Source organism: Azoarcus sp. PA01 (assembly GCA_001274695.2).
Lineage (GTDB): Bacteria > Pseudomonadota > Gammaproteobacteria > Burkholderiales > Rhodocyclaceae > Aromatoleum.
In genome coordinates, this window is sequence record LARU01000002.1 from 1,977,881 (window position 1) to 1,997,962 (window position 20,082).

At 66.7% G+C, this 20,082-nt stretch carries 17 protein-coding genes; 10 read left to right on the forward strand and 7 right to left on the reverse strand.

From position 1 onward, the window contains the following. Positions 1-30: 30 nt before the first annotated feature. From PA01_10090 to PA01_10100, 3 genes are all read right to left on the reverse strand, one after another. Entirely contained in the window at positions 31-1,911 is a 1,881-nt protein-coding gene (locus PA01_10090; protein KON81891.1) for an EAL domain-containing protein, read from the reverse strand. A gap of 254 nt (positions 1,912-2,165) precedes the next feature. Next, on the reverse strand, positions 2,166-2,804 hold the full coding sequence (locus PA01_10095; GenBank protein KON81892.1) for a DedA family protein: 639 nt from the start codon (positions 2,802-2,804) through the stop codon (positions 2,166-2,168). Positions 2,805-2,875: 71 nt separating this feature from the next. Beyond that, entirely contained in the window at positions 2,876-3,553 is a 678-nt protein-coding gene (locus PA01_10100; protein ID KON81893.2) for a hypothetical protein, read from the reverse strand. A 152-nt stretch (positions 3,554-3,705) separates the two neighbouring features. On the opposite strand from PA01_10100, the gene PA01_10105 reads away from it, so the two are divergent. The 9 genes from PA01_10105 (at position 3,706) to PA01_10145 (ending at position 14,709) form a co-directional block, all read left to right on the forward strand. Further along, a complete protein-coding gene (locus PA01_10105) occupies positions 3,706-5,682 on the forward strand; it encodes an AMP-binding protein (GenBank protein KON81894.1) in 1,977 nt (658 codons plus the stop codon). A gap of 11 nt (positions 5,683-5,693) precedes the next feature. Continuing rightward, positions 5,694-6,527: an ABC transporter ATP-binding protein gene (locus PA01_10110; GenBank protein ID KON81895.1), complete on the forward strand. Its 834-nt coding sequence runs from the start codon at positions 5,694-5,696 to the stop codon at positions 6,525-6,527. A 31-nt stretch (positions 6,528-6,558) separates the two neighbouring features. Continuing rightward, the gene (locus tag PA01_10115; GenBank protein ID KON81896.1) at positions 6,559-7,485 is read left to right on the forward strand and encodes a branched-chain amino acid ABC transporter permease; all 927 of its coding nucleotides are present in this window, start codon (positions 6,559-6,561) and stop codon (positions 7,483-7,485) included. A gap of 177 nt (positions 7,486-7,662) precedes the next feature. After that, positions 7,663-8,730 carry a branched-chain amino acid ABC transporter permease gene (locus PA01_10120; protein KON81897.1) on the forward strand — a complete coding sequence of 356 codons (1,068 nt, stop codon included), beginning with the start codon at positions 7,663-7,665 and terminating at the stop codon, positions 8,728-8,730. 90 nt (positions 8,731-8,820) lie between these two features. Beyond that, a complete protein-coding gene (locus tag PA01_10125) occupies positions 8,821-10,143 on the forward strand; it encodes an ABC transporter substrate-binding protein (protein KON81898.1) in 1,323 nt (440 codons plus the stop codon). Positions 10,144-10,289: 146 nt separating this feature from the next. Further along, complete coding sequence (locus tag PA01_10130; protein ID KON81899.1) at positions 10,290-11,132, forward strand: ABC transporter ATP-binding protein; 843 nt, start codon at positions 10,290-10,292, stop codon at positions 11,130-11,132. A gap of 177 nt (positions 11,133-11,309) precedes the next feature. Next, the gene (locus tag PA01_10135; GenBank protein ID KON81900.1) at positions 11,310-12,542 is read left to right on the forward strand and encodes an AMP-binding protein; all 1,233 of its coding nucleotides are present in this window, start codon (positions 11,310-11,312) and stop codon (positions 12,540-12,542) included. 74 nt (positions 12,543-12,616) lie between these two features. Then, positions 12,617-13,783: a CoA transferase gene (locus PA01_10140; GenBank protein KON81901.1), complete on the forward strand. Its 1,167-nt coding sequence runs from the start codon at positions 12,617-12,619 to the stop codon at positions 13,781-13,783. A gap of 35 nt (positions 13,784-13,818) precedes the next feature. After that, the gene (locus PA01_10145) at positions 13,819-14,709 is read left to right on the forward strand and encodes an AEC family transporter (GenBank protein KON81902.1); all 891 of its coding nucleotides are present in this window, start codon (positions 13,819-13,821) and stop codon (positions 14,707-14,709) included. A 25-nt stretch (positions 14,710-14,734) separates the two neighbouring features. Here the strand turns inward: PA01_10145 and PA01_10150 are convergent, their stop codons facing one another. The 3 genes from PA01_10150 to PA01_10160 all read right to left on the reverse strand — a co-directional run bounded on the left by PA01_10150 (position 14,735) and on the right by PA01_10160 (position 18,163). Beyond that, entirely contained in the window at positions 14,735-15,172 is a 438-nt protein-coding gene (locus PA01_10150; protein KON81903.1) for a hypothetical protein, read from the reverse strand. Between the two features lie 64 nt (positions 15,173-15,236). Beyond that, positions 15,237-17,174: an ATP-binding protein gene (locus PA01_10155; protein KON82440.2), complete on the reverse strand. Its 1,938-nt coding sequence runs from the start codon at positions 17,172-17,174 to the stop codon at positions 15,237-15,239. Further along, positions 17,171-18,163, reverse strand: coding sequence for a hypothetical protein (locus PA01_10160; GenBank protein ID KON82441.2), 993 nt, complete (start codon positions 18,161-18,163; stop codon positions 17,171-17,173). Before PA01_10160 ends, PA01_10155 begins: the two co-directional genes overlap by 4 nt. A gap of 469 nt (positions 18,164-18,632) precedes the next feature. On the opposite strand from PA01_10160, the gene PA01_10165 reads away from it, so the two are divergent. Further along, positions 18,633-19,259 (forward strand): response regulator transcription factor, encoded by a 627-nt coding sequence (locus tag PA01_10165; protein ID KON81904.1) that lies wholly within the window; start codon positions 18,633-18,635, stop codon positions 19,257-19,259. A gap of 20 nt (positions 19,260-19,279) precedes the next feature. Here the strand turns inward: PA01_10165 and PA01_10170 are convergent, their stop codons facing one another. Then, positions 19,280-19,993: a ParA family protein gene (locus PA01_10170; GenBank protein ID KON81905.1), complete on the reverse strand. Its 714-nt coding sequence runs from the start codon at positions 19,991-19,993 to the stop codon at positions 19,280-19,282. Between the last annotated feature and the right edge of the window lie 89 nt (positions 19,994-20,082).

Here is a 20,082-nt window from a genome sequence, read left to right on the forward strand (position 1 = left end):
AGCGCCGTTTTTTTCGTCCGTTTCGGACCGTCAGTGAGTCGTCGTCGGCGTCGGGTCTCCGGCCGTGGGGCGGTGCCTCCACTGGCAATGCGCCTCCCAGTCGACGAACTGTTCGGTCGGAATCGGGAAGCCGACGAAATGGCCTTGCGCGGTGTCGCAGCCGAGCGCCCGCAGGCCGTCCCACTGCGCCTCGCTTTCGACCCCTTCGGCGACGACGCCGAGCCCGAGGTTGTGGCCGAGTTCGACGGTCGAGCGCACGATGACTGCGGAGCCGGGGTTCGTCAGCATGCTGGCGACGAACGACTGGTCGATCTTCAGCGAGTCGACGGGCAGCTTCTGCAGGTAGCTCAGGCTCGAGTAGCCGGTGCCGAAATCGTCGATGAAAAGCTCGACGCCGAGCGCTTTCAGGCGCTGGAGCGTCTTCAGTGCGCCGGCCGGGTCTTCCATTAGGGCGCTTTCGGTCAGTTCGAACTGGATCATCTCGGGCGGCATCGCCCACGTGGCGAACAGGCTCGAGATACGGTCGACGAGGCGCGGGTCGCGCAGGTCCTGCGCCGACAGGTTCACCGACAGCGGCTGGCGGATGCCCTGTTCGAACCAGGTATGGCTCTGGCGGAACGCGGTTTCGAGCACCCAGCGCGTCAGCGGCATGATCAGGCCGGCACGTTCGGCGAGCGCGATGAATTCGCCGGTCGCGACCATACCGTGCTGCGCGTGCTGCCAGCGCACCAGCGCTTCCGCGCCGCATACTTCGCCGGACGAGATCGACACTTTCGGCTGGCAGTACAGCAGCAGCTCGTTCTTGTCGATCGCGCTGCGCAGGTCGCTCATCAGCGCGAGGCGGCGCGTGCATTCCTGATCGGCAGTGCCTTGGTACAGGGCGAATTTCGCGGCGGTGCGCTTTGCCTGGACGGCGGCGATCTTCGCGCGGCGCAGGATCGCGTCGGCCGTGTTGCCATGGCCGGGAAACATCGCGACGCCGATGTAAGCATGCGGATCGACGGTCAGCGCACCGAGCGGCACCGGGTCGCAGACTTCGCGCATGATCCGCTGCGCGAGCCGGATCGCGACTTCGGCGCTGGTGTTCGGCAAGGCGAGCGCGAATTCGTCTTCACCGACGCGTGCGACCGACCGTCCTTCGCCGGCGAGCTGCGACAGGCGCTTCGCCATTTCCTGCACCAGCAGGTCCGCCTCTTCGTAGCCGAGCGTGTCGCTGATCTCCTGGAAGTGCCCGATCTTGATGATCAGCAGCGCGAGCGGATTGTGCGCGGCATGCACCGCCTCGATCGCGCCCGTGAGCTCCTCGTGCAGCGACGTGCGGTTCGGCAGGCCGGTGAGCGTATCGAAATAGGCCATGTGGCGGATCGTTTCTTCCGCCTCGCGGTGGCGCGCACGCATGCGCAACATGCCGATGCCGAAGCCGAGGTCGTCGGCCATCTCGCCGAGCAGCGTGCATTCCTGTTCGTTGAAGGCATCCGGCTCGGCAGCGAAGATCGTCAGGTTGCCGACCACCCGGCCTTCGACGAACAGCGGAAAGGCCGCGACCGAACCATAGCCGCGCTCGATGGCTTCAGTGATCGGGATCGGCAAGTGGGGCGCGACGACCGTCTTGATGTCCTGCACGACAACCGGTTTGCCGGTTCGCACCGCCTCTGCGGTCGGGCCGCCTTCCCCTTCGGCCCAAGTGAAATGCGCAATGTCGAAAAAACCCTCTTCGAATCCGCGATGAGCGACCGGCCGCAAGGTCTTCCCTTCATCCTGCTCGGCGAAGCCGACCCATGCCATGCGGTAGCGGCCGAGTTCGACGATGACCCGGCACATCTCCTGCAGCAGGCTCGGTTCGTCCTCGGCCCGCAGCAGCGTCCGGTTTCCGGCGCTCAACGTGCGCAATGCACGTTCGGCATAGTTCATGATCTTCCTTTTGTGCCTCGCGCCCCGGGGGCGCGGTCTCGCTGGATTCGATCGTGGCTGTCCGGCACGATTTTGCGATGGTTTGCCGGCGCGTCGCCCGATCGACAATAAGACCGGAGCGCTTGCAGATCGTGCCCCCCTCCTGCCTTCAGGGTAGTGCCCGGAATGTCCTGGCGCAACGACGGTAGATTGCCGTGCAGACGGCGGCGCCGGAAGGCTGCGCGACCGTGAACCGCAGGCTCGCCGGCCCCGTCTTACGCCGCCGAGCGTGATTTCCACGCTCCGATCGCGACCGGCACGAGCGACAGCACGATGATCGCGACGATGACGAGGGTGAGGTTCTGCTTGATCCACGGCATGTTGCCGAACCAGTAGCCGGCGAACGTCAGCGACACCACCCAGGCCACTGCGCCGATGACGTTGAACAGCGTGAAGCGTGCATACGTCATGCTGCCGACGCCGGCGACGAACGGCGCGAAGGTGCGGAACAGCGGCAGAAAACGCGAGATCACGAGCGTCTTGCCGCCGTGCTTCTCGTAGAAAAGGTGCGTCTTCAACAGCGCCGCCTTGTTGAAGAGGCGCGAGTTTTCCCACTGGAACACTTTGGGCCCGAAGTAGCGGCCGATTGTGTAGTTGACGGTGTTGCCGAGCACTGCGGCGATCGTCAGCGTGGCGATCAAAAGGCCGATGTCCATGCCGCCCACTGCCGCGAGCGCGCCGGCGACGAACAGCAGCGAGTCGCCGGGCAGGAACGGCGTGACGACGAAACCCGTCTCGCTGAAGATCACCGCGAACAGGATCGCGTAGATCCATGTTCCGTAAGCCTGGACGAGCGCTTCGAGGTGCTTGTCGAGGTGCATCACGATGTCGATGAGGAAGTTGATGATTTCCATGGGCGGGGGCGCGTGCGCCGGTCGGCGAAGGTGGGGATTTTACCCGACCGCGTCTGCTCCGCCACGGCGTTTCACCGCAGTCGCTCGGCGCGCCGGCACTCGAAAAACTCGCGCTCCGACAGCTTTTCCGCAGCCTCTTTTTCGCGGCGCGCGTGGTCCGGGTGCCGCAGCGTCTTCGCCAGGCGCTGCGCCCTCGTCCGCGCTTCGCCGATCTGCACGCAGCGTTCCGATTCGATTTTCCGCCGCGCTGCGTTCTCGACCGCGGCCTCGTGGCGCCGAGCCGCGCGCTCGTCGTCGATGCGCTTCAGTTCGACCCGGCCGCTCTCGGTTCGCAAGCGCGCGCGCACATCGTCGAGCCGGTTGTAGTCGCCCGCCGCCGGCTTCACTTCGAGCGGCGTCGAATCGGCGTCGCAGGGGGTGCCGGAAAACACGCTCTTGGCGCCTTCCCGGCATTCGTAGACCTGCCCGTGCGCGAGGGGATGGAGCACCAGCACAGCGGCGCCGAAGCATAGCGAAACGAAGGGGAGGGTGAATGGACGTGCCGGCACGGTTGCTCCGTTCGAGGGGATGCGTTCCGCCGGCCTCGTTGTTCGCCTGAGGCGGAGCTCCTTTGCGAGGCCGATTCTAGCGAATCTGAAAACCATCATGGTTATTCCAAATGGTTTTATTTTCAGTTGCTGTGGCGTGGTGCGGTGCCGGCGGCGCCATTGCAATAATTGACTACATTTCCCAAACAGTTGCGCAAACATCGCTTGCGACACTAGCCATCAACCCGTTCCGTCCCGGTCTGCCGGCCGGCTCGGGACTCCGGCGCCAGCGCTGCGCCATCCCGCCGCCCCGCAGCGAACAGCAGGGTTCGGGCACATAAGCGAAAGGAATCGAACCGAAGGAGGAGGTGGGTATGTCCGAATCGACCGGGCAAGCCGTGCACCTGGCCGCGCTGGACACGTTCCCGCGGTTGCTGATGCACCACGCGAGCGTGCGGCCGAACCGGCCGGCGATGCGCGAGAAGGAATACGGCATCTGGCAGACTCACAGCTGGGCGGCGGTCGCGCAGAACGTCCGCGCGATCGCGTGCGGGCTCGCCGAACTGGGCTTCAGGCGCGGCGACCGCCTCGCGATCATCGGCGACAACCGCCCGCGCCTGTACTGGTCGGTCGCGGCGTGCCAGTGCCTCGGCGGCATTCCGGTGATGCTGTACCAGGACGCGGTCGCGCAGGAGATGATCTACGTGCTGCAGGATGCCGAGATCCAGTTCGCCGTCGTCGAGGACCAGGAGCAGGTCGACAAGATGCTCGAGATCCACGCGGAAGTGCCGCTGCTGCGCCATGTCATCTACGACGATGCGCGCGGGCTTCGGCATTACACGCAGACGCTGTTGATGGGGCTCGACGCGCTGCAGGAGAGGGGGCGCATCCACGACCGCGACCACCCGGACTTTCTCGATGCCGAGATCGACAAGGGCGCGTCCGACGACATCTCGGTGATGCTGTACACGTCGGGCACGACCGGCAAGCCGAAAGGCGTGTGCCAGACGCATGGCGCGTTCATCGCTGCCGCGACCGGCGGCATGGAGTTCGACCGGCTCACCGAGCGGGAGGACATCCTGTCGTACCTGCCGATGGCGTGGGTCGGCGACCACCTGTTCTCGTTCGCGCAGGCGATGGTCGCGGGCTTCACGATCAACTGCCCGGAGTCGGGCGACACCGTCATGACCGACCTGCGCGAGATCGGCCCGACCTACTATTTCGCCCCGCCGCGCGTGTTCGAGAACCTGCTCACCCAGGTGATGATCCGCATGGAGGACGCGGGGGCGCTGAAGCGCAAGCTCTTCCACCACTTCATGGACGTCGCGCGCCGCTGCGGCGCCGACATCCTCGACGGCAAGCCGGTGTCGGCCAGTGACCGCATGCAGTACGCGCTCGGCGACTTCCTCGTGTACGGGCCGCTGAAGAATGTTCTCGGCGTGAGCCGCATCCGCGTCGCCTACACGGCCGGTGCGGCGATCGGGCCCGATCTGTTCCGCTTCTACCGCTCGATCGGCGTGAACCTGAAGCAGCTCTATGGCCAGACCGAGACCTGCGCGTACGTGTGCCTGCAGCCCGACGGCCAGATCAAGCTCGATTCGGTCGGCAAGCCGGCGCCGTTCGTCGAAGTCAGGCTCGACGACAAAGGCGAGATCCTGGTCAAGGGGCCGATGCTGCTGAAAGCCTACTACAAGCGCCCGGACGCGACTGCCGAATCGATCAACGCCGACGGCTACTTCATGACCGGCGACGCCGGCTTCTTCGACGAGGACGGCCACCTGAAAATCATCGACCGCGCCAAGGATGTCGGCAAGCTCAACGACGGGTCGATGTTCGCGCCGAACTACATCGAGAACAAGGTGAAGTTCTTCCCGTACGTGAAGGAAGCGGTCACGTTCGGCAACGCCCGCGACTGCGTCACCGCGTTCATCAACATCGACCTCGAGGCGGTCGGCAACTGGGCCGAGAGGAAGGGCATGGCGTATTCGGGCTACACCGACCTCGCGTCGCAGCCGGCAGTGTATGAGCTGATCCGCGACTGCATCGAGAAAGTCAATGCCGACCTCGCCGCCGATCCGAAGATGAGCGGCTCGCAGATCCGCCGCTTCCTGATCCTGCACAAGGAGCTCGACGCCGACGACGGCGAGCTGACGCGCACGCGCAAGGTCCGCCGCAACTTCATCGCCGAACGCTACGGCGTACTGATCGAGGCACTGTTCGAAGGGCGGAAGAGCCAGTACATCGAGACGCTGGTGAAATACGAGGATGGTCGCGAGGGCCGCATCAGCGCCGACTTGCGCATCGAGGAAACGAAGACTTTCGCGCCGCACGCCGCGACCCGGGCCGCGTGAGGAGAGGAGCGATGATGATGAACGACCTGATTCACGTGGCTCCCGATGCACAGCCGGCGGTGGCCGAGCGGCGCATCGGCGGGGTGATCCTCGACCTGCAGAACATCTCGCTGTCGTTCGGCGGCGTCAAGGCGCTGACGAACATCAGCTTCGACGTGCGCGAGCACGAGATCCGCTCGATCATCGGCCCGAACGGCGCGGGCAAGAGCTCGATGCTGAACGTCATCAACGGCGTCTATCACCCGCAGGAAGGCCGCATCATGTTCCGCGGCGAGCTGCGCCAGAAGATGGAGCCGCACGTCGCCGCCGCCCAGGGCATCGCGCGCACGTTCCAGAACATCGCGCTGTTCAAGGGCATGAGCGTGCTCGACAACATCATGACCGGGCGCAACCTGAAGATGAAATGCAACCTTTTCCAGCACGCGCTGTACTGGGGCCGCGCGCAGCAGGAGGAGATCGAGCACCGTCTGAAAGTCGAGGAAGTCATCGATTTCCTCGAGATCCAGAGCATCCGCAAGACCCCGGTCGGGCGCCTGCCGTACGGGCTGCAAAAGCGCGTCGAGCTCGGCCGCGCGCTCGCCGCCGAGCCGAGCCTGCTGCTGCTCGATGAGCCGATGGCCGGCATGAACGTCGAGGAGAAACAGGACATGTGCCGCTTCATCCTCGACGTCAATGACCAGTTCGGCACGACGATCGTGCTCATCGAGCATGACATGGGGGTCGTCATGGACATCTCGGACCGCGTCGTCGTGCTCGACTACGGCAAGAAGATCGGCGACGGCGCGCCCGACGAGGTGAAGAACAATCCGGAAGTGATCGCCGCCTACCTCGGCACGTCGCACTGAGCACCGACCAGAAAGAGAGCGGGAGACAAGGATGGGATTCTTTTTCGAAGTGCTGATCGGCGGCCTGCTGTCAGGCGTGCTGTACGCGCTGGTCGCGCTCGGTTTCGTGCTGATCTACAAGGCGTCAGGCGTGTTCAACTTCGCGCAGGGCGCGATGGTGTTCTTCGCCGCGCTGACGTTCGTCGGCTTCCAGGAAGTGCTGCCGGGCTGGACCGGGCTCGACGCGGACAGCAACGTCGTGTTCTGGCTCGCGTTCGTGCTCGCGCTCGCGGCGATGATCGTGCTCGGCATCCTGACCGAGAAAGTCGTGCTGCGTCCGCTCGTGAACCAGCCGCACATCACGCTGTTCATGGCGACGATCGGCCTGACTTTCCTCATCGAGGGGATCGCGCAGGCCTTGTGGGGCGCGAACGTGCGCGGCTTGAGCCTCGGCATCGCCGACGAGCCGGTCGAATGGATCATGGAGAGCGCCGACATCCTGGTGTCGAAGTTCGATCTCTTCGCCGCGACGCTCGCCGGTGCGCTCGTCGCGTCGCTCGCGCTGTTCTTCCAATACACGAAAGTCGGTCGCGCGCTGCGCGCGGTCGCCGACGACCATCAGGCGGCGCTGTCGATCGGCATCCCGCTGCAGCACATCTGGGCGATCGTCTGGGCGGTCGCCGGTTTCGTCGCGCTCGTCGCCGGGCTGATCTGGGGCGCGCGCAGCGGCGTGCAGTTCGCGCTGACCTTCACTGCGCTGAAAGCGCTGCCGGTGCTGATCCTCGGCGGCTTCACGTCGGTGCCCGGGGCGATCGTCGGCGGGCTGATCATCGGCGCGTCGGAGAAGCTTGCCGAAGTCTATATCGGCCCGTTCGTCGGCGGCGGCATCGAAGGCTGGTTCCCGTACGTGCTCGCGCTCGGCTTCCTGCTGATCCGCCCGGAAGGGCTGTTCGGCGAGCGGCACATCGACCGGGTCTGAAGCGGCTCGCAAGCGCGATGACACATCTACCAAACCGGCCATCGAATACGACCGTTCGGCCTGAGCCCGTCGAAGGGCGGTGGCAGGGCTTCGACAAGCCTGTCCTGAGCTTGCCGAAGGGCTCAGCCCGAACGGTATCTGGTTGCCGCGTTAACAAAAGAAAGACGGAGACAATGCATGCTTTATCGTGAAGCGGGCCAGTTCAAGGTCAGTTACCGGGAGGATCAGCAGATCTTCCCGATCCGCCAAGACCGGATCGGGTTCATCGCGATCCTCGGTTTCTTCTTCGTCGTCCTGCCGTTTCTCGCCAGCGAATACTGGCTGCAGGCGATCCTCATCCCGGTGCTGATCTTCTCGCTCGCCGCGATCGGCCTGAACATCCTCACCGGCTACGCCGGCCAGCTGTCGCTCGGCTCGGCGGCGTTCATGGCGGTCGGCGCGTTCGGTGCATACAACTTCATGCTGCGCGTCGACGGCATGCCGTTCCTCGTCGCGCTGGCGATCGGCGGGCTGTGCGCGGCGGCAGTCGGCGTCGCGTTCGGCCTGCCGAGCCTGCGCATCAAGGGTTTCTACCTCGCGGTGGCCACACTCGCGGCGCAGTTCTTCATCGTCTGGGCGCTGGTCAAGTTCCCGTGGTTCTCGAACAACTCGTCCTCGGGCGTGATTTCCGCTCAGCCGATCGAGATTCTCGGCTTCGCATTCGACACGCCGGTGTCGAAATACCTGCTGACGCTCGGCATCGTCGCGGTGCTCGCGCTCGCGGCGAAGAACCTCGTGCGCAGCACGACCGGACGCGCGTGGATGGCGGTGCGCGACATGGACGTCGCGGCCGAAGTCATCGGCATCCGGCCGATGTTCGCGAAGCTGTCGGCGTTCGCGGTGTCGTCGTTCTATTGCGGCGTCGCCGGCGCGCTGTACGCGTACGCGTACCTCGGCACGGTCGAGCCGGAAGGTTTCAACCTCGACCTGTCGTTCAAGATCCTGTTCATGATCATCATCGGCGGGGTCGGCTCGATCATGGGGTCGTTTCTCGGCGCGGCGTTCATCGTGCTGCTGCCGATCTTCCTGAACGTCGCGATGCACGCGCTGTTTGCCGGCTCGATGCCGGCGGGGCTCGGCTCGAACCTTGAACTGATCATCTTTGGCGGCCTGATCATCTTTTTCCTCATCGTCGAGCCGCACGGGCTCGCGCGGCTGTGGCAGATCGGCAAGGAAAAGCTGCGGCTGTGGCCATTCCCGCACTGAGCATCGAACCTTCGAAGCCGGCACCCGCGGGGGGTGCTGGCCGGCGGTCCAGGTAGAACGCAGCACCATTACATAAAAAGAGGAGGCAACATGAAACTGAAGCACACCGCACTGATCGGCGCCCTCGTCGCCGGACTGCTCGTCACCGGCCATGCCGCCGCCCAGGAGCAGTTCATCGGCCTGCCGAGCTACCGCGTCGGCCCATTCGGCGCGAACGGCGCGTCGCTGTATGGCGGCTGGATCGACTACATGGCGATGATCAACGCGCGCGACGGCGGCATCAACGGCGTCAAGCTGACGTGGGAAGAGTGCGAAACCGAATATAACAACGCGCGCGGCGTCGAATGCTACGAGCGGCTGAAGACGAAGGGCGCGACCGGCAACACCGTGTTCCAGCCGCTGTCGACGGGCATCACGTATTCAGTGCTCGAGAAAGTCGCGCAGGACAAGATCCCGATGGTGACGATCGGCTACGGCCGCACCGATGCCGCCGACGGGCGCGTCTTCCCGTGGGTCTTCCCGATGATCTCGACGTACTGGACGCAGGCGTCCGCGATCATCAACTACCTCGGCACGCGGGAAGGCGGCATCGACAAGCTCAAGGGCAAGAAAATCGGCCTGCTGTACCACGACTCCGCGTATGGCAAGGAGTCGCACGCGATCCTCGACAAGCTCGCGGCGAAACACGGCTTCACGGTCGAGAAGATCGCAGTGGCGAACCCCGGCAACGAGCAGCAGGCGCAGTGGCTGCAGATCCGCCAGATGAAACCGGACTACGTAATCCTGTGGGGCTGGGGCGTGATGAACCCGACCGCGCTGCGCACCGCGGCGAAAACCGGCTATTCGCGCGACAAGATCGTCGGCGTGTGGTGGTCCGGCTCCGAAGAGGACACGATCCCGGCCGGCGACGCGGCAAAAGGCTACACCGCGGCCGGCTTCAACGTCGCCGGGACGAACTATCCGGTCGTGCAGGAGATCCAGAAGCACGTCTATGCGAAGAACGCCGGCAACATGGCCGACAAGGCCCGCATCGGCTCGGTGCTCTACAACCGCGGCGTCGTGCATGGAATCATCACCGTCGAAGCGATCCGCAAGGCGCAGGAAAAATACGGCAAAGGCAAGCCGGTGACCGGCGAGCAGGCGCGCTGGGGGTTCGAGAATCTCGACATCGACAACGCGCGGCTGACCGAGCTCGGCGCTGCCGGGTTCATGCCGGACCTGAAGATCACCTGCGCCGATCATGAGGGTGCGGGAAAAGTGAAGTTCCAGCAGTGGGACGGCACGCAATGGAAAGTCGTCACCGACTGGATCCAGGGCGATCAGTCCGTCGTGCGCCCGATGATCGAAGAGTCCGCTGCGGCCTACGCGAAGGAAAAAGGCATCACGCCGCGCGACTGCTCGAAAGAGAGCTGAGCACGGCGAACGGCGGCGGGTGAAACCGTCCGCCGTTCAGGCTTTCCCGTCCCGCGAGGCGCTGTGCCAAGGCATCGACGATGCGGCGGCACGACAGCCTGCGGCGTTCGGGGGACAGGGACGCAGACAACAGGCGAAGACACAGCATGCAGACGAATACAGCCGCGACTCCTGCCGCGCCGGCAGCAGCGCCGTACCTCAGCATCAACAACGTCGAGGTCATCTACGACCACGTGATTCTCGTGCTCAAGGGCGTGTCGCTCGACGTGCCGAAAGGCCGCATCGTCGCGCTGCTCGGCGCGAACGGCGCGGGCAAGTCGACGACGCTGAAGTCGATCTCGAACCTGCTCGGCGCCGAGCGCGGCGACGTGACGAAAGGCAGCATCGAATTCAAGGGCGCACGCATCGACCGGATGACGCCGAACGATCTCGTGCGACGCGGCGTGATCCAGGTCATGGAAGGGCGCCACTGCTTCGGCCACCTGACGATCGAGGAGAACCTGCTGACCGGGGCCTACACGCGCTCGATCTCGCGCGCGGAACTCAAGGACAGCCTCGAGAAGGTCTACCACTACTTTCCGCGCCTCAAGCAGCGGCGCACGTCGCAGGCCGGCTACACGTCGGGCGGCGAGCAGCAGATGTGCGCGATCGGCCGCGCGCTGATGGCCAAACCCGAGATGATCCTGCTCGACGAGCCGTCGATGGGCTTGGCGCCGCAGATCGTCGAGGAGATCTTCGAAATCGTCAAAGACCTGAACGCGAAGGAGCAGGTCAGCTTCCTGCTCGCCGAGCAGAACACGATGGTCGCGCTGCGCTACGCGGACTACGGCTACATCATGGAAAACGGCCGCATCGTCATGGAAGGCGAAGCGAAAGGGCTCGCGGACAACGAGGACGTCAAGGAGTTCTACCTCGGCCTGTCGGGCGAAGGGCGCAAGAGCTTTCGCGACGTCAAGCATTACCGCCGGCGCAAGCGCTGGCTTTCCTGATCGTGGGCGATCGCGGCGCGATGCGGCGTTGCTCGGAAACTTGCGTGCAGCAGCACGCGGCCTCCCTTCGCGCCTTGCCTCGCACCACGCTTGCCCACGATCGGCGTGCCTTCGGTTTGTCGCGCCGAATTCCACTTCGGGCGAAGAGCGCCCGGCATCAGCATCGAGGACTGTGAGATGAGCTTCTACGAAGACCGCGAAACCCGCGCTCCGGCCGAGCGCGAGCGCGAACTGATGGCGCGGCTGCCGGCGCAGATCACGCATGCGAAGGCGCAGGCGCCGGCGTTCGCGACCTCGCTTGCGGACGTCGATGCGTCGGCGGTGACGAGCCGCGACGCGCTCGCGAAGCTGCCGGTGACGCGCAAGTCCGCGCTGCTCGAACGCCAGAAAGCGGCGCGCCCGTTCGGCGGCTTCGCGACGACGCGCTGGGGCGCCGGCTGTCGTCGCGTGTTCGCGTCGCCCGGTCCGCTGTACGAGCCGGAAGGCGCCCGCCCGGACTATTACCGCATCGCGCGGGCGTTGTTCGCAGCCGGTTTCCGCGAAGGCGATCTCGTGCACAACACGTTCTCGTACCATTTCACGCCGGCCGGCTCGATGATGGAAACGGCCGCGCACGCGCTCGGCTGCACGGTGTTCCCGGCCGGCACCGGCCAGACCGAGCAGCAGGTCGCGGCGCTCGCGGACCTGCGGCCGAACGCGTACGTCGGCACGCCGTCGTTCCTGCGCATCGTCCTCGAGCGCGCCGCTGAACTCGGCGTCGCCCACAGCTTCACGAAAGCTTTCGTCTCCGGCGAGGCTTTTCCGCCGAGTCTGCAAGAGGCGTTCGCGGTGCGCGGCATTCCGGCATTCCAGGGCTACGCGACGGCCGACGTCGGGCTGATCGCATATGAAACCTCGGCGCGCGAAGGCCTGGTCGTCGACGAGGACGTCGTGCTCGAAATCGTTCGCCCCGGCACGGGCGACCCGGTCGCGCCCGGCGAAGTCGGCGAAGTCGTCGTCACGACTTTCAACCCGGACTATCCGCTGATCCGGTTCGGCACCGGCGACCTCTCCGCACTATGGCCGGGAACGTCGCCGTGCGGACGCACGAACGTGCGGATCTGCGGCTGGATGGGGCGCGCCGACCAGACGACCAAAGTGAAGGGCATGTTCGTGCATCCGGGCCAGATCGCCGACGTCGTGCGGCGCCATCGCGAAGTCAGGCGTGCGCGCCTCGTCGTCGACAACCCGGGTCTGAACGACCGCATGACGTTGCATTGCGAGGTCGAGCAGGTCCCGGCGGGTCTCGACGCGGCGCTTGCGGCGAGCCTTCGCGAGCTGACGAAGCTGCGCAGTGAAGTGAGCTTCTGCGCGCCCGGCAGCCTCGCCAACGACGGCAAGGTCATCGACGACGTGCGCACGTATGAGTGAGCGTCATCGTGCGGGACGCGCGCCGCGGCCGGCTAGAATGACGCTTCCGATCCCTCTCCGGTAATCCGCAAAGCATGCGACCGAAACCGCTGCACGGCCTGCGCGTCCTCGACCTCACGCGCCTTCTGCCCGGCCCGCTCGCGACCCAGCACCTGGCCGATTACGGCGCCGAAGTCATCAAGATCGAGGACACCGGCGCCGGTGACTATGCGCGCACGATGGGCGCGATGAACGGCGCGACGAGCTATTTCTACCAGGTCGTCAATCGCGGCAAGAAAAGCCTGCGCCTCGACCTCAAGAACGACGCGGGGCGCGCGCTGTTCCTGCGCCTCGTCGCGACTGCGGACGTCGTCGTCGAAGGCTTCCGCCCCGGCGTCATGGACAAGCTCGGCCTCGGCTACGCGACGCTCGCTGGAGCGAAACCGGCGATCGTCTACTGCAGCATCTCCGGCTACGGCCAGACCGGCCCGTACGCGCAGCGCGCGGGCCACGACATCAACTATCTCGGCTACTCCGGCGTGCTCGACCAGATCGGTGCGGCCGGAGGGCCGCCGGCGATCCCGAACCTGCAGATCGGCGACCTGCTCGGCGGCAGCCTGTCCGCGCTGCTCGGCCTGCTCGTCGCGGTCATCGACGCGAAGGCGAGCGGCCGCGGCCGCCATGTGGACGTCGCGATGACCGACGCGGCGCTCGCGCACGCGATCTTTCCGCTCGTCGAAGTGCTCGCGCATGGCGGCGTGCGCCCGCGCGGCGAAGACCTGCTGACTGGCGGCGTGCCGTGCTACGGCGTGTACGAGACTGCCGACGGGCGCCACATGGCGGTCGGCGCGCTCGAGGAGAAGTTCTGGCTGCTGGTGTGCGACACGCTCGGCCGGCCGGACCTCAAAGCCGCGCACCTGGCGACAGGCGCGGACGGGGCGCGTGCGCGCAACGAGGTCGCGGCGATTTTTCGCGGACGCACGCAGGCCGAATGGGTGGCGATCTTCGATGCCGTCGACTGCTGCGTGACGCCGGTGCTGCGACTCGAGGAGAGCCTCGCGAACGCCCAGATCGCGGCGCGCGGCATGGTCGTCGAAGTCGGCGGCGTGCGCCAGTTCGCCGCGCCGGTGCGCCTGTCGGAGTTCGAGCCGGGGGCGGTGACGGCAGCGCCCGAGGCGGGCGGCAACAGCGACGAAATCCTTGCCGGACTCGGGCTCGATGCGGCGCAGATTGCGCGACTGCGGGACGATGGGGTGATCTGACGCGGCTCGCCGTGCCGATCGGGTAAGCTCGGGGCATGCAAAGCCTGCTCCTGCTCCTGCCCGATTTCTCGCTGATTCTCCTCGGCGCGGGCCTGCGCCGGAGCCTGGTCCCCGACGGCGCGTTCTGGGCGGGCGTCGAGCGACTCGTCTATTTCATCCTGTTCCCGGCGCTGCTCTTCAATGCGATGGCGGCGGCCGACATCGATCCCGGCAAGACGCTGCCGCTGTTTCTCGCCGGGCTGGGCGTGATGGTCGCGGGTTTCGTGCTCGGCTGGCTCGGGCGCCCGCTGATGGGCCTGGACGCGATCGGCTTCGCGTCGCGGCTGCAGTGTGCGTATCGCTTCAACACCTATATCGGCATCGCCGTCGCGGGGAAGCTCCATGGCGCCGCCGGCGTGGCGATGATGGGCGCGCTGTGCGGCGCGATGGTGCCGTTCGCGAACATCATGGCGGTCGGCATGCTCGCGCGGCACGGCCACGGCGGCCTGTTGCGCGAGCTGACGCGCAATCCGCTGGTGCTCGCGACCCTCGCCGGCCTGGCCGTGAACCTGTCCGGCGCTGCGCTCGCCGAGCCGTTTCAGTTCTTCCTCAAGCGCCTCGGTGACGCGGCCGTCGCGCTCGGCCTGCTCGCGGTCGGGTCGGCGCTGCGCTGGGGCGAAGCGGGCGGGCGGTGGGGCGGGTCGGCATGGCTCGTCAGCGTCAAACTGCTGCTGCTGCCTGCGCTCGCGTGGGCGCTCGGGCGCCAGCTCGGGCTCGACGGCATCGCGTTCGACACGCTGGTGATGTTTGCGGCGCTGCCGTCGGCGAGTTCGGCGTACATCCTCGCGATGCGGATGGGCGGCGATGGGCCGGGCGTCGCGTGGCTGATCTCCGCGACGACGCTGCTCGCGGTCGCGTCGCTGACCTTCTGGCTGCAGCTGCTCTAGTCGCAGCCGCCGCGCGCGCCGGCGCTTACTTCGGCGGCGGCGTCGACTTGGCCGCCGCACCGCCCGAAGGTTTCGGTTCGGTCTTCTTCTGGTCGGACGTCGGCGACGGCGCGTCGGCCGCAGGCGGCGCCCCGCTCATCAGGTTCCAGGGCCACATCGCTGCGGCGGCGAACGGGTTGTCCCCCTGCTGGGCGGGATTTTCGGTGGCTTCGCGCGCCTGCTGCGTCATCGCCTGCATCGTCGCGATCGCGACGCGCTGCATCTCCAGCCCCTGGATCGTCATCTGCAGCATGTTCAGGTTCATCTTCAGCCAGTTCTCGACCGCTTTCAGATCGGCGATCCGCTTGTCGAGTTCATCGACGTCGAGCGTCGGCGTGACCATCCCGGGCAGCGAAAACCCCATGCTGCTCCACATGCCGCGCACGAACTCGAGCGGATCCTTGGCTGACGTTTCTTTCGACACGGGAGTCTCCTGCGACGGATCGACAAGCGCCGATCTTACCCTACTCCGTGCGCAGCGCGCGGCGTCAGAAGTCCTGCTCCGGGTGGGACAGGCGGTTGAGCAGCGCCCGCAGACGCGCCGGGCGGACCGGCTTGTGGAGCAGCGCCAGGCCTTCGGCCTGCGCCAGGCGCAGCGTTTCGGGGGCGGTGTCGCCGCTGATCAACGCGGCCGGGAGGTGTTTGCCGTATCGTGCCCGCATAATGCGGATCGCATCTATGCCGTTCGCGTTGCGGTGCAGGCGGTAGTCGCTGATGATCAGCTGAGGTTCGTCGCCGGATCGCCGGAACGCCGCCAGCACGCTGTCGATGTCGCTGCCCGCGCTGACTTCGCACCCCCACGATGTCAGCAGGCCACGCATGCTCGCTTGTGCGAGCGGCTCGTCATCGACGAGCGCGACGCGCACGCCGGCCAAGTCTCCGGGCTGGCGGCGGGTCTCGCCGGGCTCGGCGTATTCGACCGGTTGCGCGACCGGCACTTCGATCGCGAACACCGATCCCCGGCCCGGACGGGAGCGGACCGCGAGGTGATGGCCGAGCAGGTCGGTGAGGCGCCGCACGATCGCGAGCCCGAGCCCGAGCCCCTTGTCGCGTGAGCGCGCCGGATTGTCGAGCTGGATGAACTCCTGGAAGATGATTTCCTGCGCCTCGGCGGCAATGCCGACGCCGCTGTCGCGCACTTCGATCCGCACCCGCTCGCCGCGCCGGCGGCATGCGATCAGGATGCGGCCCTTGCGCGTGTAGCGCACCGCGTTGCTGACGAGGTTGCCGATGATCCGCTCGAACAGCACTGGGTCGCTATCGACCCACAGCGACGTCGGCCGGGTCCTGAGCAGCAGGTCGTGCGTGTCGGCGCGCGGACGCTGCTCGGCGGCGATGCGGTCGAGGACCGGTTGCAGCGGAAAACTGCTGATGTGCGGCTCCAGCACGCCGGCATCGAGTTTGGAGATGTCGAGCAGGCTGTCGAGCAGATTCTCCATCGCTTCGGCCGAGGCCGCGATGCGCTCGACGAGGCGACGCGACGCCGGCGCATGCGTGTGTTGCGACAGCTCGGCGATGAACAGGCCCAGCGCATGCATCGGTTGACGCAGGTCGTGGCTGGCGGCGGCGAGGAAGCGCGACTGCGACAAGGTCGCGCGCTCGGCTTCATCCTTGCGTGCCCGCAGCTCGGCGGTCGCGTCCGCGATCTGGCGGCTCATGTCCTCGTGCGCACTCGCGAGCTTCGCCGCCATCTGGTTGACGCCTTCGGCGAGCGTGCGCAGGCTGCCGCCGCCGATGCCGGACAGCCGCGCGGAAAACTGGCCCCGCCCGATGCGCTCGACGGCCGACGCGACGCGCCGGATCGGCCCGGTGACGCCGCGGCTCATGTAGTGCGCGAGCACGAGGCTGCCGATCAGCACCAGCAGGATGGCGGTGCTTCCGGTGATCAACAGTTCGCTCTGCCGCGCGTTGAGCTGCGCGCGCGAGAGGTCGACGACGACCGTGCCGAGCGCCGGTGGAGTCTTCGCGCCGGACAGCGGCTCGAGGGCCACTCCGTCGAAACCGTCGTCGAGCTCGAGCGACGTCGGCAGTACCGGCTCGATGACCCGCAGCGTCCCGCTCGCGGTGACGAGGCCCGGCGTCCACGCCGCGCGCGGCGGCAGCGGCAGCGGCAGCGTCACGTCGAGCCGTCCGCTTTGCGCGAGCGCATCCCCGTTGCGGTCGATGATCATCACGCCGAGGACGTCGGTCTCCGCGAGCATCGCGCCGGCGAGACGCCGCAACGATTCCCGATTGCCGGAGAACACTGCATATTCGCTCGCCGCGGCGAGTTGCCGCGCAAACGCTTGGCCTCGCGCAACATGGGCTTCGCGGTGATCGGTGACGCGCGAGCCGGTGTAGAACGCGGTGAGCACGATTGCCAGCACGAGGGTCGGCAGCACCGCGACCAGCATCACGCGCGACCGGATGCCCCAGTTCCTGATCATGGCCTGGCGCTCCGGCGGATCATCCGTGCGGCGATGTCCTGCGCCGGTTCGAGCGTGATGCCGAGCGCGCGCGCAACGTTCTGATTGATGCCGACTTCGAACTGTCGTGGCGGCTGTGGCGGCGGCAGCCCTCCGCCGTCGAGCACGGCTCGGATCGCCTCCGCGGCCTGTTCGCTGATTTGCGCCGGTGTCGAAAACAGGCCGAGCAGCGCGCCCGCCCGAACATAGGCCGGCGAAAAGCCGATCAGCGGGGAGCGGTGGCGGTAGCTCGTGAGCAGGATGTTCTGGATCGTGTAGCTGTTGAACACGATGCGATCGGGCAGCGCCAGCAGGATCGCGCGTTCGGCGAGCAGACGCTCGAGCGCCGGATAGATTTCGCGGTCGGTGGCAACGTTCTCGATCGTCACGACCATCTGCTGCTCGCGCGCGGCCGCGGCGAGCCGGGCGGCGAGATGCTGGCTGCGCGGCCCGGCGAGCAGCGCGAGCTGCCGCCATTCGGGAAGCGCTTCGACAAGCAGCGCGATCTGCCGCTGCACCGGCTGATCGAGGAATACCGCGGAGCGTCGGCCGGCCCCCGGCGGGGCAGGCAGGTTGTCGAAGCTCTCGCGCGGCAACAGCGTGTGCAGTACCGGCTGGCGCGGCGCGTGTTCGGCCACTGCCCGGGCCGCTTCGGCCCCGACTGTGACAATGATCCGGCTGCCGGCGAGCGCGCCGGGGCTCACCTGGCGCGTCTCCACGACCGCGATGTCGGCAGCGGCGACGCGCGGGGCGAGCGCTGTGCTGATCGCCGCGATCGTCTCTTCGTATGCTCCGCTGCGTTCGCTGCTCACGAACAGCACGTCCACTGCCGCGACGGCTTCCCCCCGGCCGAGCGTGGCGGCGAGGAAAAGCAGGGTGGCAAGAAAAACGCGGCAGCCGTGGAGCATGATCGGTATCGGGTCGAGACTCAGGTGCGCCGCCAGCGGGACGCGGTCGAGTGGCTGAAGCAAGGGGCTGCCCGGCGCCGGGTTCCGGATGGAGACGCCGATATCGACGGCTGCATCCGGACGGAGAACGGGAGCGGGGCGAGATGGTGCCCGAAAAATCCTCTCGTGGCTGCCTCGCAGGGCATGCGGGCCGGATTTTTGTTACCGCCGGGAGGCTCGGTGGATTTCGCTGCAGGATGCATCTTATGCATGAGGAATCACTCGCGCCGGGTCTTTGCGGATCGTCATAGCATGCCGCGGCCCGTGACGCCATGCCTCGAGTCTTGAGGGACCGGGGCCTACCGTCGCGGTTTCCCCGTGCCGGCGGGGGCGATACGATGACGCGGCCGGCGGCGATCGTGCGGTAAACCGCCGTTCCCGCGGCCCGCAGGGCTGCGGCCCGTGGTCGTCCCGAGCTAGGTCGTGCAAAACCTTTCGTTACATCTGTGCGTGCTATGCTTTCCGCCTATCGCCGCCGCCTCCGGAGCAAGCAGTGACCCGAATACTCATCGTCGAAGATCATGCGCTCGTGCGCGAGGCGCTGGCGCAGACTCTCGCCCGACTGGGCGAAGGCGTGGAATGCGTCGAGGCGAAAGGTTCGGAAGAGGCGCTGGCCCGACTCGAGGAGAGTGCGGACTGGGATCTCGCGGTGATCGACCTGATGCTGCCCGATCTCAACGGCTTCGGTCTGCTTGCGGTGCTTGCGCGGCGTTTCCCCGACGTTCCGGCAATCGTCGTGTCGGCGCTCGACGATTCGGCGACGATCCGGCGCGCGATGAGAGGCGGAGCTTCGGGCTTCGTGTCGAAGGCGAGTTCGGGCGAAGTGCTCAGAAGTGCGGTCAGATGCGTGCTCGAAGGCGGCATCTATGCGCCCAGTGAGCCGGAGGGCGGCGCAAAGCGCTCCGGTGCGCCGGCCAGCGAGCGTTTCGGGCTCACCGCCGGGCAGACGCGAGTCATGGAACTGCTGGCGCAAGGAAAATCGAACCGCGAGATTGCCGATCTGCTCGGGTTGTCGGAAGGCACCGTCAAGGTGCATATGTCGGCGATTTTCCGCGCCTTGAACGTCAGCAGCCGGGCGCAGGCGCTGATCGTGATCGCCCGCCACGGGCCGCGGCTGTAGCCCGCGCGATCGATCCGTCGTCAGTACGGACGGCGGCTCGCCTGCGCCAGGCGCATCGGCATTTCGGCGGGCGAGAGCCGGTCGCCCATCTGATCGGTGTCGCGGCACGCGGCTTCGGCCGGTTCTGCGCCGTCGATCTCCATGATCTCGAGCACCTGCCGAGCGAACGAGCGGCAGGCGTTGGCGAGCGGAGTCGGCAATTGTTCCGGCACTTTCTTGTGCACCAGCAGCTTGGATGCGGAAAGGGCACCGACGGGATTCAGAATGCGCTCGCGATACGCTCCCATCAGCTGCGAGACGCTGCGGTCCGCGGCGTCACGCTGCCACGCGTTCGTCGGCCACTGCGCCGGCACCGCGTAGGCGCGCGGGAACATCTCGAGGTCGCGCAGCACGGTGCGGATGTCTTCATGGGATTCGCGGAACGGCAGCAGCACGATGTCCGAAAGCGCGTACAGATGGCGATCCATTTCGGTGCGGTTGCCGCCGCCGTCGATGATGCCGATCCATTCGTCGAGGGCGCGCAGCTTGTCCACGACTTTGGTCAGCGCGTCACGGGTGCGGGCGTCGGCGGTGATGTAGCGCCGCCCTTCCGGGCTCAGCGGCTCGCGCGTGGTGTCGGTCAGTACGCACGCCGAACGATGGCCGAGCAAGCCTAGGCCTTGCGAAAGCATGTGGGAAAGCGTCGTCTTGCCGGTTCCGCCCTTGTTGCCGATGACGCAGATGATTTCAGCCATTGCGGTGTTCCTCGTTCGCGGCCCTTTTGCCGCCCTGCCATTATCGGGGCCGGGTTCGGCTGCCGAGCGGGAAAAAGGATGGGGAATCG